Source organism: bacterium, from assembly GCA_024226335.1.
GTDB lineage: Bacteria > Myxococcota_A > UBA9160 > SZUA-336 > SZUA-336 > JAAELY01.
In genome coordinates this window covers 1-14,282 of the sequence record JAAELY010000150.1, presented here as the reverse complement: position 1 = coordinate 14,282, position 14,282 = coordinate 1, and the positions used below count along the sequence as shown (strand labels likewise).

The following is a 14,282-nucleotide window of genomic DNA, read 5'->3' as shown; positions in this document are numbered from 1 at the left end:
GTTGCCCCAGAAAGCCAATAGGCGCCGTTAATCGACTCCCAGGGCCGCTCTGGCGGCGATCGGGTCGCGCAGCGGTGATCTGCGCAGCTCGGCGACCTCGTTTGAGCGATAGGGAGGCTGCACATCGACGCCCGAGAAATTCCGCAGAACCCAGTTGAGCAGACGCGCGACGCGCGCATCGGAAAGCGGAGCCTGGGCAACGCCTGGAACCCGGGCCAGGTAGGTCCGACCCCCGTCTGCCGCGAGCACCGCTCCCAGACCGTGTAGCGTCGGCATGATGCCCTCGGTTCCCGTTCCATCGGCCCGGTGACAGGCGGAGCAGTGCAGCAGATAGTCTTGCGCCGCGTCGCCCTTTGCCGGTTCCTGTGCGGTCGCGTGCGCAGCGAAGACGAGCATCGAAAGTAGAATCCAGAACCGGAGACGCGGCTTCATTTCTCCGGTTGAGGCTCCGTCGCCTGTCCGATCACGATCGCAGTCGAACAATGATAGGCCTGAGACTCCGTTCCGGCGCACCAGTTGATGTCATTGGAGCGGTACCAGTGATACTCCGGACGATCGCCTTCGTTGCGATTGCACGCACAACGTCCACAGAACGTCTTGCCACAGCAATCGTTGTACGAGATCAGATAGTCCTTGCCATCCGCGGGATTTCGACAGGTGCCCACCCAGGTGACGGGGCTGATCTCGGTTCCGGGCGGACAACTCGTGGCGCTGCCTCCGCAACAACCGCACAGAAACCCGTCGATCGCACAGTGGCGCCAGTACTCACACGACTTCGGATCGCCCTCGGGACCTTCGATGTCTTCATTCGGTGCCGGTACCCGCGCCGACCCACCTGCGGCGCGCGCAATCGGCAAGATGGGAACTGCAGAAATGCCGACGGCCCCGAGCAGGAGTCGACCCGTGCTCGCCAAGAAACTGCGGCGGCCGGCGCCGCGAGCCAGCTGACGGGCGGACTGTTCCATCCAGCGATCGAGTCGGCTCACGAGATCCCCCCGGCAGGTGCGACGGAGCCGAGTCGGCCCTCGCGTTCTGCAAACGCCTGAAGAGATGCGACGCCGAGTTCGTCAGCGGCGAACAGGCTCTCGAGATGCTCGCGTGTATTGACCATGCCCTTCGCGCGCACGATCCCGGTTTCGTCGATCAGTATGGCGGTCGGAAGTTTGGCCACCGCGAAGCGCAGACCGAGTTCAGTCGAGAGCACGTAGAGTTCGTCTTCCAGATTCCACTCGCGGCGAAACGCGTGGTGTTCTTCGGGTTCGCCGTCGCTGGCCAGGATCAGGCGCAGCCCGGGCGCCTCGTCGGCGACCACGCGATGCAAGGTGGGTAGCAGCGGCTTGCACACCGGACAGGTCGGAGACAGAAAGAAGAGAAGGGTCCGCGTCGCCGGAGATGCTCCCCCGATCGCGACGGGCCGACCGGAGAGATCCGAAAGACGCAACTCCGGCGCTGGCTCCCCTACTTCCGGTCCGTGCTGGGTCGCCAGAGCACCCACAGGGGCGAGCCGCTCGTGCAGCAGTCCGATCTGACGGGTGAGTGCCAGCACGAGAACGCCCAGTGCGAGCAACGCGATCCAGAGAAGGATATTGGAAACGAAAAGGGCTTCGCTCATGAAGAACTCTCCGGTGTCCGGAACGAGGACGGCACCGAACCGAGTTGGTGGGCCGCGTTCCACAGCAAGATGAGCATGCAGAGGCCGCCGCCGATCGACAAGGCATCGATCCACGACAGAGTTCGTGCGCTTTCGGCCGCCAGGAGAACCAGGGAGCCGGTGCCGAGTAGCGAGTTGCGCACGAGCAACCAGCCAGAAAGCTCTTGCCGGTGAGCGGGCCCCAGACATCCACAATCGATATGGCGGCGACCGCGCAGGAGATTCAGCGCAATCGCGAGCGAGTAGACGGCGAGCAAGCCGATCGCCAATAGCGGTCCGAGCCCCAGGCCGGGAAGCAAGAGCAGGCCGATGGCGGCGATCTCGCTCGCGGCGATGACCAGAGCGGAGATCTTCACCAGGGACGCGGGTACGATTCGATAGTCGCGCAAGGTGGCCAGAAATGCCCTCGGATCGCTCAGCTTGTGGCGCGCCGCAGCGCCAAACAAGAGAGCGAGCCCCAGACGGGCAATCCAGGCGAAGGCGGGATCCATGGCGAGCATCGGGGAATCTCCGGACATCACGGAATCTCCAGACGCGTACCGAACAGTCCGACTTCAGTCAGATCGCGAAGATGCTCACCCGACTGAGCGTCGAGTACGGCGACCACGCCCAGTTCGGCGTTGCGCGCAAAAAGCAGTGGTGTGTCGTCCTGAGTCACGGCGATCGAATGCGCCCCGCCTCCAGGCAGAATCGCGCGCAAGAACCAGGGCCCCAAGCCACTGGAACCGATGCCCATGGTCTGTCCCAAGAATGCCGCGGTGAAGTTGGGCATGGACAGGCGTTCGATCCGTTCTCGAGTCGCCAGGTCGTACACCCAGACCTGGGAGCCAGGATCCTTGTGTGTTCCCGAACCGCCCTGGTGCACGATCACATACATGCGTTGGCTGGCGCGGTGCAGGGTCGTGTGCTGCTTGCCACCCGGCCGCCACTCGGCAGCGCGCTCGGCCTGTGAGAACAGTGACCAGGAAACCAGCTTCGGCGGGTTCTGAGAGAAGTCCAGCTCGTGTACGTGCCCCGAGAACGTCTGATAGATCCAGCGATCTCCGATCCGGTTGGCCGCGAGCATCGCCGGATCCTCGACCGGGTCAAAGAAGACCTCGCTCGATTGCATGTCGATCTTCTCACCCGTCTCGGACAGACTGACCACCAGCGCGGTTCCATTGTCACAGAGCATCGCGAAGCGGCGCGGATCCAGCGAAAAGATGCCAGCGCACCCGGCAGTCGGGATCTCGGCCGCAAACTTCCGCTTCTCCAGATCGGTGATGGATACCGACGTGCGTGGGAACTGATTGTAGGTGGCCAGAAAGCGCTCGTCGTCGAGTAGCGCCGTGAAGGCGATCGAGGTCGCACTCTCCGCCGTGGGTGTCGGGAGCACGATATCGCCCCGGACCTGAAGCGTCGTCGCATCGTAGATGGTCACGAAGTCGGTGCGCTTGCCACGCGATCCACGCGCGTAGTCGATCTCGACCTGATAGAACTCGTCACGCACGCGCGAGAACAGGGGTGGCTTCGGCGAGATCGTGGTTCCCGAGTCGATCACGGCGAGCACATTGCCGCTATCCCCGTCGAAGAGCAGGCTGTGCTTGAACAACACATCTGGCACCCAGACCCAGTGGGAAGCAACGGGTGGGATGGTTGCCACACTCGGAGTCTCGAGCGGTTCCGCAGAGTCAGCACGCGTTGCGAACAACGAACAGAGCACCGTTAGGGCCAGAGCACACCGGACGCCTCGGTTCATCGGTCGGTCCTTTCCAACGCTGAAATCGCACTTCGGGGCCGCGCGCGACTGCCTGCGATCATATCCCATTCCGAGCCAGTTTGTGGCCGGATCTCGACGGGCGCTGGAGAAGTCAAGGTTCGAGAACGACCTTGATGGCCCCGGCCTTTCGGTCGCGCGCGACTTCGAAAGCGTGGGGCGCTTCTTCGAGTGGGAAGCGGTGTGTGAGGATCGCCTCGGGGATTTCGGGCACTTGTGCGAGCAGCCGAGCCGCCGCGTCGACATCGCGCAGTGAACTCGTATGGCCGTAGGTCATGCTGGCGCGGATTGCGAGTTCCTTGAGCGCGATTGCCGCGCCGGGTAACACGACCTCGTCCCAGTCAAAACCCAGGAGCAGGAGTTCTCCAGACGGCCGACACAACTCCACGGCCGTGGCGAGCGCCCGGTTGTTTCCGGCCGCTTCAATCACCAGATCGTAGGCACCCGACGGCTCGCACCCCAGGCCGAGTTTCTCGGCAGCGGCTTGCTGAGCTGGATGACGCGCCGCAATATCAGCCGCGCAGCCATACGATCTCGCGTAGGCACCCGCGCAAAGACCCACACTGCCCGCACCGACGATCGCGACGCGCTGTCCAGCCTGGAGGTGGGCGTTGTTCATTCCGTGAATCGCGACCGCCAGAGGTTCGACCAGGCAGGCGTCGGCCACATCGACACCCTCGGGTAGAGGAACCAGAGACGCGGGGTCGACCCAGACCTGGTCGGCCATACCTCCATCGACCCACACTCCGAGAGTCGTCCCCATGCATGTCGAGCAGAGCTGGTAGTTGCCGCTATCGCATAGTTCGCAGCCACAGGGCGTGGTCGGCTGCACGGCGACCGGAGTTCCGTCTTCGAGACACCCGGCAATTTCGTGGCCGAGTGTGTGCTCGAGCATCTTGCGCTCGAGCATGGTCATGTCCGAAGCGCAGATGCCCGCCGACTTCACGTACACCCGAACCGATTCCGCGCTCGGTGCATCGGGTTCGGGAAGTTCGGTTACGTGGACCCTGTCGCCCTGGGCTCGCACTGCGCGCATATGGAAAAGCTATCACAGCGGCCTTCGAGTCTGGGCGAACTCTGGTAGCCTGCAAGCGTGTCCGCCCCACTCGCCGATCGGATTCGCGCACTCGCTGTCCAGCAGCCGTCTGCGCCCGCCTTCCTGATCGGCGAAACGCGACTCAGTTGGGCCGAATACGATGCGCGCTCCGATGCACTGGCGCATTCATTGCTCGCATGCGGTTTCGAGCACGGCGAACGCATCGCCGTATTGCTGCCCGACGGGCCGGACGTTCACGTCGCGTTTCTGGCCAATGAGAAGGCCGGTCTCATCAGTATGGGAATCGGACCTCGCGCCGGTGAGAGCGAACTCGAGCACTTGATGCGGGCTTCGGGCGCGACCGGACTGATCAGTGCGGAACTGCATCAGGAACGATCGACCGACGACGTTTTTGCGCGACTGCGCGCGAAGGGACTTCCGCTGCGACGGCACTTGAGAATCGATCGGCCGAAGGAGCCCGATTCACCTGCAGTCGTTCTCGAGGGCAGAGGTCTGGCGGCGGATGAAATCTTCTTGCTCAACTCGACCTCGGGAACCACAGGCATGCCCAAGATCGTGGTGCACGATCAAGCGCGCTGGTTCGCGTTTCACGAATTCGCTGTGCGGACCGGTCGTCTCGGGGGGCGCGACGTCTTCATGAGTGTAGTTCCCGCTCCATTCGGATTCGGCATCTGGACGAGTCACGTCACGCCCGCAGTTCTCGGTGTGCCGACCGTGCTCCTACCGCGTTTTTCCGCCGCAGATGTGCTCGAGCAGATCGAAAGGCATCGAGTCACCGTACTGGCCGCCGTCTCGACGCAGTTCATCATGATGCTCGAATGCGAGGAGTCCGAGAGCCGCGATCTGAGTTCTCTACAAATCCTCTACACCGGTGGCGAGGCCGTACCCTACGAACGCGCGGCGGAGTTCGAGGAACGCACCGGCGCCAGCGTATTGCAGTTCTACGGCTCGAACGAGACCGGCGCGGTCAGCGGCACGAGCGTGGATGACTCGCGGGAAAAGCGATTGCGCACGGCGGGTCGACCGATCCCGGAAATGAACGTGCGTCTGTTCGACGAAACCGGCCGGGAGGTCAGCGACTCCGGCCGAGGTCAGCCCGGGTGCAAAGGACCGACGTTGAGCCGCGGCTACTGGGCGGACGACGAAGCAAACAGGGAACTGATTCGCAGCGACGGCTGGATGCTTCTGGGAGACATCGTCGAAATCGATGCCGAAGGCTATTTGAGTGTGGTCGGCCGAAGCGATGACTTCATCATTCGCGGCGGCAAGAACATCAGCGGATCCGCTGTCGAACTTCAGGTTGCGAATCATCCCGCGGTCTCGATTGCGGCGGCCGTCGCAATGCCCGATCGGGTATTCGGCGAGAAAGTCTGCGTATTCGCGGAGCTTCGACCCGGACGAGAACTGACACTGGAGCAATTGCTTTCCCACCTCGCAGCACACGGCGTATCGAAAGAGAACTTCCCGGAGCGACTCGAGATCGTCGAAGAGTTGCCACGCGGATCGGGCGGAAAGATCGCGAAGCAGGAACTGAGCGAGCGCATCGCGAAGCGGGTCGAAGAAGAGAACGCGCAGACGCCGGACGGTATACTGCGCTGACCATGAGTTTCCTACTGAGTTTTGGCATCCTGGGCGCGGCGAGAATCGCGCCTCGCGCCCTGATCCAGCCATGCCTCGACGACGATCGCGCCGCGATCGTAAGCGTCGCCTCGCGCGATCGGAAACGCGCCGAAGCCTTTGCTCGGGAACACTCGATTCCAGAGGTATCCCGCGACTACGATGCACTGCTCGAGCGCGAGGACATCGATGCGGTGTACAACGCGCTTCCCGCGAGCCTTCACGCACCCTGGACCCTTGCGGCCTTGCGCGCGGGCAAGCACGTCCTGTGCGAAAAGCCTTTTGCGCTCAATGCTTCCCAGGCTCAGGAGATGGTGGATTGCGCGCAGGAAACAGGACGAACTCTGGTCGAAGCGTTTCACTACCGCTACCACCCGCTGACGGCGCGCTTGATCGAGATCTGTCGCTCCGGCGAACTCGGCACGATCTCTCACATCGATGCGGCATTCAGCGTTCCCATCCCGAATCAAGCCGACATCCGCTACCAGGTTGCACTCGGTGGTGGAGGCACGATGGATCTGGGTTGCTATCCGATCCACCTCCTGCGCTCGCTGATCGGCGAAGAGCCGGAAGTTCTCGCTGCATCGGCCAAACAAGATCCCCCGGGTATCGACGTAGAGATGGAAGCCCAGCTGCGCTTTCCCTCTGGAATCACAGCCCGCATGTATTGCGCCATGCTCCCGGAAACGAGCCGCGGCGCCACGATCAAGCTGAGTGGATCGCGCGCCGAACTCGAAGTCGTGAATCCGTTCGCGCCCCATCTGGGGCATAGAGTCCGTCTCAGCACGGGGTCGAGAACGCGAGAGGAAAGCGTCGAAAGCAAGACGACCTACCACCATCAGCTCGACGCTTTCATCGAAGCGGTTCGCTCTGCTGAACCCGCCCTCACTTCTGGTGCGGACTCGATTGCGAACATGCGCGTGATCGACTCCATCTACGCGGCCGCGGGACTCCCAGCGCGCGGCTCATGAGTACCCCGGAACCCGAACCGACGCCTTCCGAACGCGAGCCGGAATTTTCCCGCTCTTACTCCGGCTATGTACTGGGCGTGCTCTTCGTCGTCTACGTGTTCAACTTCATCGACCGCCAGGTGTTCTCGATTCTGCTCCAGGACATCAAGGAGGACCTCGAGGTCTCCGACACGGTGATGGGGGCACTGTCCGGACTGGCCTTCGTACTCTTCTACACACTCGCGGGCATTCCCATCGCTCGCTGGGCCGATCGCGGCTCGCGCAGTTTCATCATCTCGCTGAGCCTCGCGGTGTGGAGTGCCATGACGGCCGTTTCAGGACTCGCGGGATCGACGCTACAACTCGCGCTCGCGCGCGTCGGCGTGGGGATCGGGGAAGCGGGCGGCAGTCCGCCATCACATTCATTGATCGCCGACTTGTTTCCTCCGTCACGTCGCGCGACCGCGCTCTCCATCTACGCCACCGGGATCTACCTGGGCTCGGCGATCGCCTATCTTTTCGGTGGCTATGTGCGCGACCATTTCGACTGGCGCACGGCGTTCCTGATCGTGGGACTCGCCGGTCTGCCGATCGCCGTGCTGGTCAAGACCACCGTCAAGGATCCGACCCGGGGTTACTGGGAAACGCCTGAACCTCCGCCCCCTGCGGTGCTCAGCGAAGTATTGAGCTTCCTGTTTCGCAGTCGCGCCTACGTCTGGCTGACGATCGCGGCCTGCTTCCAGTCCGTGTCCGGCTACGCATTCCTGATCTGGGGGCCGACCTTCCTGTTTCGCGTTCACGATATGAGTGGCACAGAGGTCGGATTGTGGTTCGGCGCAGTCGTAGGGATCGGCGGAAGCCTGGGGGCCTACCTCGGTGGAGTGATCGGTGATCGCCTCGGCGCCCGCGACGCTCGCGCCTATATGTACCTGTCTGCACTCGTCTCGGTGATCGGCGTTCCCTTCGCGATCGGCTTCCTATTGCTGCCCGAGCGAGTCTCCGCTCTGGTCTGCTTCATTCCCTTCTATGTACTCGGCGCCATGTATGTAGGCCCCCTGTGGTCGATGGCCCAGGGTCTGGCCCGTCCTCAGATGCGCGCGACATCTTCGGCCGTTCTCCTGTTCATCTTGAACCTCGCGGGACTCGGTCTGGGACCGCTGGTCGTGGGCTTTCTGAACGATCTACTGGCAGCCGAGTACGGGGAATTGGCCATCCGCTATTCCCTCGTCGTGGTCGCGCTACTGGGTGGACTGGCCGGACTCTTTTTCTGGCTGGCCAGCCGCAGCCTGCGCGAAGATCTGCGCGCGGCCGCAAGCGGATCCGCAGGAAACTTCAGCGCGAAGGGGGCTTGACGATCCAGCCGCGCTCGTGCGGTGCCATGAACGCGACTCGCAACTTCATGGCGCTGTGCAGCCAGTGTCCGTTCACGCGCCGGTACTCGTCGTCCTCGGCTCCGGCCATCCAGTGTGGACGACCGTCGGCGGTGGTACACGGAGCCAGGATGTCCCAGCTGCCCGACGCACAATCGCCATCGACCTGAATCCGAGGCTTCACGAAGTAGTGCCAGGAAAACAGGAGCGTCGGTTCGAGAAAGCGCGCGTAGATCGCATCGTGTCCCTGGCAGACACCGAGACCGGGGCCGCCATCCCAGATCGCATCCTCGCTGAAGAGCTGAGTAATCTCACTCGCAATCCGCTCCAGTTCGGCTCGCGGCCGTACGCCCTTTCGGTCGTAGCGGGCATCGGCGAGTGCGCCGTAACGCGACTTCAGGTTGTGGATCGCCTGGACGTCTTCGACCTCAGCAAGGCGCTCCTCGAGTTCCTGAATTCGCTTTTCGAGTGCCTCTGCAGTGCTCATAGTGCGATGGTCCGTCGCCGGGCCGAAACCGTCAAGCCGTCGCGGATAGCGCTAGAATCGATTCGATGAATCGCTCCGATACCGGGCACTCTGACTTGCCTAGAGGGGACGTCGCGTGAAGTTCTGGCAGGCTCTTTCCTTCAATGAGGCGACGGAACTGCTCGAACTCGCACGCGGCGCAGAAGACGCGGGATTCGAAGGCGTTCTGGTTTCGGAACACGTTTTCGTCCCCGAGAAGATGGCGCCGAAATATCCGTACGCGGAAGACGGCGTCCCCGACTTCACGGGAACGACACCGTTCCCGGATCCCTGGGCGGCAATCTCGGCGATGGCGGCCGTCACCACTCGCCTGCGCTTCTCGACGATGGTGTACGTCCTGCCGCTGCACAATCCGCTCGAAGTCGCCAAGGCCGTTTCCACGGCTGCAGTGCTGTCCAATAATCGCGTGAGCCTGGGCGTGGGGGCCGGTTGGATGCGCGAGGAGTTCGACGTACTCGGCGTGCCCTTCGAAAAGCGCGGCAAGCGCTTCGACGAATCCATCGAAATCCTGCGCAAGCTCTGGAGCGGTCAGGTCGTCGAACACAGCGGAGAGAATTTCGCTTTCCCGCGCTTACAGATGAGTCCCGTAGCGAGTTCTCCGATTCCGATCTGGATCGGTGGAGCGAGCCGCGCAGCACTGAGGCGTTGCGCCAACCTGGGCGATGGTTGGGTAGGCGCGGGGAACACACCCGATCAGGCGGCGGAGTTGCTGGGCGAGATCAGCCATTTGCGAAAACGGGCGGGACGCGAGGGCGGGAATTTCGAAACGATCGTGCCATTGGTCACACCGCCCGATCGCGACACCTATGCACGACTCTCTGAACTCGGAGCGCACGGAACGGTGAACTATCCCTTCAGCTACACCGCAGGGCCAGACGCGAGCTTGCAGACCAAGCTCGACGTGATGAGGCGCTTCGGCGACGAAGTGATCGACCCGATGAAAGACGCGTGATTCAGGGAAGGCCGCCCGCTCCATTCGCGAGAGTGACCTTCAGTTTCATCCAGTGATCATTCGTCGGGAAGTCTTCTGTCTCAGGGCTTCCAGTCTTCGCCGCGGCGTTTCCACGGATTGTCGTCGGGCGTGGAGGGCACGGCGACGCGGGCATCGCAGGCGGTCATGACCTGATCGCCTACAGCCACCTCGACCGAGACGTCCGCCCAGGCACAACCGGTCGCGTCGGTCTCGATATTCTCGACCTTGCCGCGAAAGACCATACGGTCGCCCGCGAACACAGAGCCCTTCATGCGGAATTTCATACGACCCGGGCGGCCAAGCGGTCCAGTCCAGTCGGTGATGTAGCGCTCGAACCAGAGCGCGAGGTTCGGCGTATTCATGAAGATGTCCTTCACACCACTGCGGTTGATCGCAAAATCGCGATCGTGGTGCATTGGACGGAAATCGCGAGTGGCCAGAGCCCCCGCGACCACGGTCGTCGCAGTTACATCGTATGCGAGCTCCGGCAGAGCGTCGCCCTTGGTCACCTGATCGATCGTCCTATGGCCTGTCACTGGCATCAGTTTTCCCTCCGATAGCCGAAGCCCGTGATGTTCTCCTGCACCAGGAGTTCTTGGTCCTGATTCACGTACACGACCTCGATCGACCAGAACCGGCCCCGCCCGAGCCGAGTCGTCTTCCAGTCGCTCAACGAACGCAAGACCTGCCAGTTGCGCACGCGGTCTCCGATGCGCACCGGCGCGTGGAAGACGAGTTCATCCGCCGACATGATCGCCTCGGGGAGGTTCAGCGCTTCCTTGAGATCGAAGTGTACCTTCAGCGCAAGGCCTTCTTCGTTGCGCTCGGGTGTCCAGAGCAACGGTCGACACCAGACCGAGATCATGGTCGGGGGTGCGATCCAACCATCGGTGATGTCCTTGGCCTGCTTCTCGTCCCAGAAGAGCGGGTTGCCGTACTCGGCCGAGACGCAACTGGTCTGGATGAAACCGCGTTCGACTTCGACCTCGGCTTCTTCCACGTAGCGTTTCTGGCCGATCCAGGCCTCGACCTCGGCGGGAATCTCTTCGGACATCGGGCTCTCCTCTACTCGACTGCGCCGTCTGCGCGCAGTGACTCGATTTCTTCGCGACTCAGGCCGACTTCCGCCAGAAGGGCGTCAGCATCGCTGCTTTCCGGATCGCGCACGCGATGCCTGGGCAACGCGCGTTGCGTGCCCGCTAGCATCGGTGCCATCTGCTCGAATACACCGTGCTCGGAGTGTTCGGCCTGCATGAACAATCCGCGTTCGCGCAGATGGGTATCCCGCGTGACTTCGGGAATCGTGTACACCGGTGCGACACAGGTATCGGCTGGCGCGAGTTCGGCGACCCACTCGTCGCGATCGCGCTGGGCAAACGCGGCTCGAAACGCTGCGCGGATCTCATCCTGTAGCTCGTCGTTCATCTGCTGATCGGCGTAACGTTCCAGAGACAGTGCCTTGCACAGATTGCGATAGAAGTGGGGCTCGATCGCACCAACCGAAAGCCACCGACCATCCCGGGCTTCGTACAGATCGTAGAACGCATAACGACCCGTGAGCAGCACCTGTCGCGGCGCCGCTTCTTCACCGGTCGCCAGGAACTGATCGACCGAAAGCGACATCAGCGAGAGCACGCCATCGGTCGCGGCGACATCCAGATAGTCGCCCTGCCCGTCAATGCCCCGGCGCACGAGCGCAGCCAGTATCGCGATCACTGCGTGCATGCCACCACCGGCACTATCGGCAACGGTCGCTCCGGGAATCGGCGGACCGCCATCGCTACGCGGCTCGGTACACGCCAGGTATCCGGACATGGCCAGATAATTGATGTCGTGTCCCGCCCACGTCGATGCCGGGCCTTCCTGCCCGTAACCGGTGGTCGAGCAGTAAACGATTCCGGGATTGAGCGCGCGCACGCTTTCGTAGTCGATGCCCAGGCGCTTCACGACCCCCGGCCGGTAACTCTCGACGACCACGTCGGCTTTCTCGGCCAGACGCAGAAAAGCACTCTTGCCGCCGGGGCTCTTGAGGTCGAGCGACATGCGTTGCAGACCGCGGCCCGCACCGTAGCTGTGAAACGGAGGCCGAACCTGCACGGAGCCTTTGCGCGCCGTCGGCCCGAGCTTGATGACTCGCGCCCCGTAGTCGGCCAGCAACCGGGTCGCTCGCGATGCAGGCCCCACACTCGAAAGATCGAGCACTGTGATGCCTTCGAGTTTCGGGGTGGTGGGCACGGCCGGCCAATAGTATACGATACGTAGCGTATAGTAAATCGACCCCATATTCATCAATTATTTCAAATACTTATAGAGCCAGCCGAGTCCGTCGCTCGATGAAATGCCCCGGCCTCCTGACAGATCTCGGGCGCTTCGCGGGCTGTATTCTCGGAGCCTGTCGAGCGCCACGTATAGTACGCATCGCAATCTGGCCCGATACCCGGAGTCGACTCATGCGCGCGGAAAAACACCCCAGGCCGAACAACGCCACCTCTGGCAAACCGCTCGACGGTGTTCGAATCCTCGCCGCAGAACAAATGCAGGCATTGCCGTACGCCACACAACTCATGTCGTATCTCGGTGCGGAAGTGGTCAAGGTCGAACACCCAGTCACGGGCGAGTCTGGTCGCGGAGCGATGCCATCGTTGGTCGACGACGATGGGCGCAAGGTGGGCGCGACCTACCTGCGCAACAACCTCAACAAGAGCAGCATCGGGATCGATCTAAAGCGTCCGGAAGGTCAGGCGCTGTTCAAGCGTCTGGTCCCGCACTTCGATGTCGTCGCCGAAAACTTCACGCCGGGCAGCATGGAACGCCTGGGTCTGGGGTACGACGAGATCCAGAAAATCGACCCGCGTGTGATCTACCTGTCGATCTCCGGTTTCGGACACCTGACACCTTCGCCGTATCGCACCTGGCCCGCATATGCTCCGGTCGCGGAGGCCATGGCCGGTCTTTACGAACCCAAACGAGTGGAAGGCGAACCCCCGCAGGTCGTGGTGGCGGGTGCGCTGGGCGACAACGCCAGCGCCTTGTTCGGTGTGATCGGACTTCTGTCAGCCCTGCGGCATCGCGAAGTCACGGGTCTCGGCCAGCACGTCGACATTTCGATGTTCGATTCGATGATCGCCATGTGCGATATGGTCCCGCAACTCTGGTCGATGGGCGCACCGGCGGGCTGGGCCACCTCGGGATCGATCGGAATCGTCGCGGGCTTCAAGGCGACGGATGGCTACTTCGTGATGTCGATCTTCCGCGAACACCACTTCGAGTACCTGTCTCAGCTGGTCGGCCATCCGGAGTGGTGTGGAGATCCTCGCTTCGAAACGCGGGAGGGCTGGGCGGAAAACACGGATTCAGTCATCCGACCTGCCGTGGAAACCTGGGCGGCAGACAAGACGCGACTCGAAGCCTGCCAGGAGTTATGCGAGCACGGCATCGCAGCCGGCCCCAGCAACCTCGCATCCGATCTCGTGAATGACGAACACGTGGCTCAACGCGATATGTTGATCGAGGTGCCGCGCAGCGACGCGGAAAAACCCATGCTGGTCGCAGGTAATCCGGTGAAGCTCTCGCGGGTCGAGGAAGGTCCGATCCGGCGGTTTCCCAGTCTCGGTCAGCACACCGCCGAGGTACTGCAGAACGTCCTGGGGATCGACGACGAAGCACTCCGAACGCTGAGCGAAGACGGCGTCGTATCGGCCGCTTCGGACTGAGCTTCGCAGCTACTCAGACTCAGGCGCAGAAGGCGGGTCGGCCTCGGGCTGCGTTGCGCCTTCAGGCGGCGGCTGGCTTGCGAGCTTGCCCTCATGCCAGACACCCGTGCGAGTACGGCCATCGGGTAGAGTCATCTTCCCCGGACCGTGTGGCACACCGCGCGCAAACTCTCCGTTGTAGGACTTGCCGTCGGGAGACAGCATCTGTCCGTTGCCGTGCGGTACTCCGTGTTGAAACATTCCCGCGTAGATGCGCCCATCCGGCCAGCGCATGCTTCCAGATCCTTCGAGCAGACCCAGGACGAATTCACCGTTTTGCATCATACCGTTGATGGCCAGTTTCCCGCGACCCATCATATCGTTGTTCTCGAAGGCTCCGCGGTACTCGCGACCATTGGGCCAGACCACGCGACCCTGACCGTGAAAACGATCTTGATCGAAGTCGCCTTCGTAGCGAGTTCCGTCCTCGAAGGCGTAGGTGCCCTTGCCCTGCATCTCGGCCCCGTTCTTCTCGCCGCTATAGAGTTCGAGGTCTTCGGGGGCGGGCAACACGTACCAGTGATCCCGAGCATTCGCATCGAGCGCTTCGAGCAGTCTCTGTGCTTCGTCGTGTTTCAACGCCACCGCAGAGCGGGCCCAGCGCGTACCCTTGGTGCGATTGGCTTCGAT

16 protein-coding genes are annotated in these 14,282 nt (G+C 62.5%); 5 read left to right on the top strand and 11 right to left on the bottom strand.

Annotated features, from left to right (window positions below):
• Positions 1-27 precede the first annotated feature (27 nt).
• The 6 genes from GY725_07000 to GY725_06975 all read right to left on the bottom strand — a co-directional run bounded on the left by GY725_07000 (position 28) and on the right by GY725_06975 (position 4,443).
• Complete coding sequence (locus tag GY725_07000) at positions 28-432, bottom strand: cytochrome c (protein MCP4003926.1); 405 nt, start codon at positions 430-432, stop codon at positions 28-30.
• Positions 429-986 carry a methylamine dehydrogenase (amicyanin) light chain gene (locus GY725_06995; protein MCP4003925.1) on the bottom strand — a complete coding sequence of 186 codons (558 nt, stop codon included), beginning with the start codon at positions 984-986 and terminating at the stop codon, positions 429-431. The genes GY725_07000 and GY725_06995 overlap by 4 nt, the downstream gene beginning before the upstream one ends.
• Positions 983-1,612, bottom strand: coding sequence for a methylamine dehydrogenase accessory protein MauD (gene mauD, locus GY725_06990; protein MCP4003924.1), 630 nt, complete (start codon positions 1,610-1,612; stop codon positions 983-985). The genes GY725_06995 and mauD overlap by 4 nt, the downstream gene beginning before the upstream one ends.
• Positions 1,609-2,169, bottom strand: a complete 561-nt coding sequence (locus tag GY725_06985; GenBank protein ID MCP4003923.1) for a methylamine utilization protein MauE — start codon at positions 2,167-2,169, stop codon at positions 1,609-1,611. Before GY725_06985 ends, mauD begins: the two co-directional genes overlap by 4 nt.
• Positions 2,169-3,293 (bottom strand): hypothetical protein, encoded by a 1,125-nt coding sequence (locus GY725_06980; GenBank protein ID MCP4003922.1) that lies wholly within the window; start codon positions 3,291-3,293, stop codon positions 2,169-2,171. The genes GY725_06985 and GY725_06980 overlap by 1 nt, the downstream gene beginning before the upstream one ends.
• 208 nt (positions 3,294-3,501) lie before the next feature.
• The gene (locus GY725_06975; GenBank protein MCP4003921.1) at positions 3,502-4,443 is read right to left on the bottom strand and encodes an alcohol dehydrogenase catalytic domain-containing protein; all 942 of its coding nucleotides are present in this window, start codon (positions 4,441-4,443) and stop codon (positions 3,502-3,504) included.
• Positions 4,444-4,500: 57 nt separating this feature from the next.
• Between GY725_06975 and GY725_06970 the strand changes: the two genes are divergently transcribed.
• Genes GY725_06970 through GY725_06960 form a run of 3 tightly spaced genes read left to right on the top strand, consistent with a single transcriptional unit; the run spans position 4,501 to position 8,383 of the window.
• Positions 4,501-6,063 carry an acyl--CoA ligase gene (locus GY725_06970; GenBank protein MCP4003920.1) on the top strand — a complete coding sequence of 521 codons (1,563 nt, stop codon included), beginning with the start codon at positions 4,501-4,503 and terminating at the stop codon, positions 6,061-6,063.
• Positions 6,064-6,065: 2 nt separating this feature from the next.
• Complete coding sequence (locus tag GY725_06965) at positions 6,066-7,052, top strand: Gfo/Idh/MocA family oxidoreductase (GenBank protein MCP4003919.1); 987 nt, start codon at positions 6,066-6,068, stop codon at positions 7,050-7,052.
• Complete coding sequence (locus GY725_06960; protein ID MCP4003918.1) at positions 7,049-8,383, top strand: MFS transporter; 1,335 nt, start codon at positions 7,049-7,051, stop codon at positions 8,381-8,383. The genes GY725_06965 and GY725_06960 overlap by 4 nt, the downstream gene beginning before the upstream one ends.
• Here the strand turns inward: GY725_06960 and GY725_06955 are convergent.
• Positions 8,364-8,888 carry a nuclear transport factor 2 family protein gene (locus GY725_06955; GenBank protein MCP4003917.1) on the bottom strand — a complete coding sequence of 175 codons (525 nt, stop codon included), beginning with the start codon at positions 8,886-8,888 and terminating at the stop codon, positions 8,364-8,366. The two genes, GY725_06960 and GY725_06955, sit on opposite strands and share 20 nt — an antisense overlap.
• 115 nt (positions 8,889-9,003) lie before the next feature.
• Here GY725_06955 and GY725_06950 point away from each other — a divergent pair, with 115 nt between their 5' ends.
• Positions 9,004-9,879 (top strand): LLM class F420-dependent oxidoreductase, encoded by an 876-nt coding sequence (locus tag GY725_06950; GenBank protein MCP4003916.1) that lies wholly within the window; start codon positions 9,004-9,006, stop codon positions 9,877-9,879.
• An 80-nt stretch (positions 9,880-9,959) separates the two neighbouring features.
• Here the strand turns inward: GY725_06950 and GY725_06945 are convergent, their stop codons facing one another.
• From GY725_06945 to GY725_06935, 3 genes are read right to left on the bottom strand one after another with little or no spacing between them, the layout of a single operon-like run.
• The gene (locus tag GY725_06945) at positions 9,960-10,442 is read right to left on the bottom strand and encodes a hypothetical protein (GenBank protein MCP4003915.1); all 483 of its coding nucleotides are present in this window, start codon (positions 10,440-10,442) and stop codon (positions 9,960-9,962) included.
• Positions 10,442-10,954 carry a MaoC family dehydratase gene (locus GY725_06940; GenBank protein MCP4003914.1) on the bottom strand — a complete coding sequence of 171 codons (513 nt, stop codon included), beginning with the start codon at positions 10,952-10,954 and terminating at the stop codon, positions 10,442-10,444. Before GY725_06940 ends, GY725_06945 begins: the two co-directional genes overlap by 1 nt.
• 11 nt (positions 10,955-10,965) lie before the next feature.
• Positions 10,966-12,183 (bottom strand): CoA transferase, encoded by a 1,218-nt coding sequence (locus GY725_06935; protein ID MCP4003913.1) that lies wholly within the window; start codon positions 12,181-12,183, stop codon positions 10,966-10,968.
• Positions 12,184-12,350: 167 nt separating this feature from the next.
• On the opposite strand from GY725_06935, the gene GY725_06930 reads away from it, so the two are divergent.
• Entirely contained in the window at positions 12,351-13,613 is a 1,263-nt protein-coding gene (locus GY725_06930) for a CoA transferase (GenBank protein ID MCP4003912.1), read from the top strand.
• A 9-nt stretch (positions 13,614-13,622) separates the two neighbouring features.
• Here GY725_06930 and GY725_06925 read toward each other — a convergent pair.
• Positions 13,623-14,282: hypothetical protein (locus GY725_06925; protein ID MCP4003911.1), on the bottom strand; the 660-nt coding region annotated here is incomplete at its 5' end.

Coding starts and splice junctions, on each gene's coding strand:
- GY725_07000 (MCP4003926.1), bottom strand. CDS start 432: ATGAAGCCGCGTCTCCGGTTCTGGATTCTACTTTCGATGCTCGTCTTC.
- mauD (MCP4003924.1), bottom strand. CDS start 1,612: ATGAGCGAAGCCCTTTTCGTTTCCAATATCCTTCTCTGGATCGCGTTG.
- GY725_06985 (MCP4003923.1), bottom strand. CDS start 2,169: ATGTCCGGAGATTCCCCGATGCTCGCCATGGATCCCGCCTTCGCCTGG.
- GY725_06975 (MCP4003921.1), bottom strand. CDS start 4,443: ATGCGCGCAGTGCGAGCCCAGGGCGACAGGGTCCACGTAACCGAACTT.
- GY725_06965 (MCP4003919.1), top strand. CDS start 6,066: ATGAGTTTCCTACTGAGTTTTGGCATCCTGGGCGCGGCGAGAATCGCG.
- GY725_06960 (MCP4003918.1), top strand. CDS start 7,049: ATGAGTACCCCGGAACCCGAACCGACGCCTTCCGAACGCGAGCCGGAA.
- GY725_06955 (MCP4003917.1), bottom strand. CDS start 8,888: ATGAGCACTGCAGAGGCACTCGAAAAGCGAATTCAGGAACTCGAGGAG.
- GY725_06945 (MCP4003915.1), bottom strand. CDS start 10,442: ATGCCAGTGACAGGCCATAGGACGATCGATCAGGTGACCAAGGGCGAC.
- GY725_06940 (MCP4003914.1), bottom strand. CDS start 10,954: ATGTCCGAAGAGATTCCCGCCGAGGTCGAGGCCTGGATCGGCCAGAAA.
- GY725_06935 (MCP4003913.1), bottom strand. CDS start 12,183: ATGGGGTCGATTTACTATACGCTACGTATCGTATACTATTGGCCGGCC.
- GY725_06930 (MCP4003912.1), top strand. CDS start 12,351: ATGCGCGCGGAAAAACACCCCAGGCCGAACAACGCCACCTCTGGCAAA.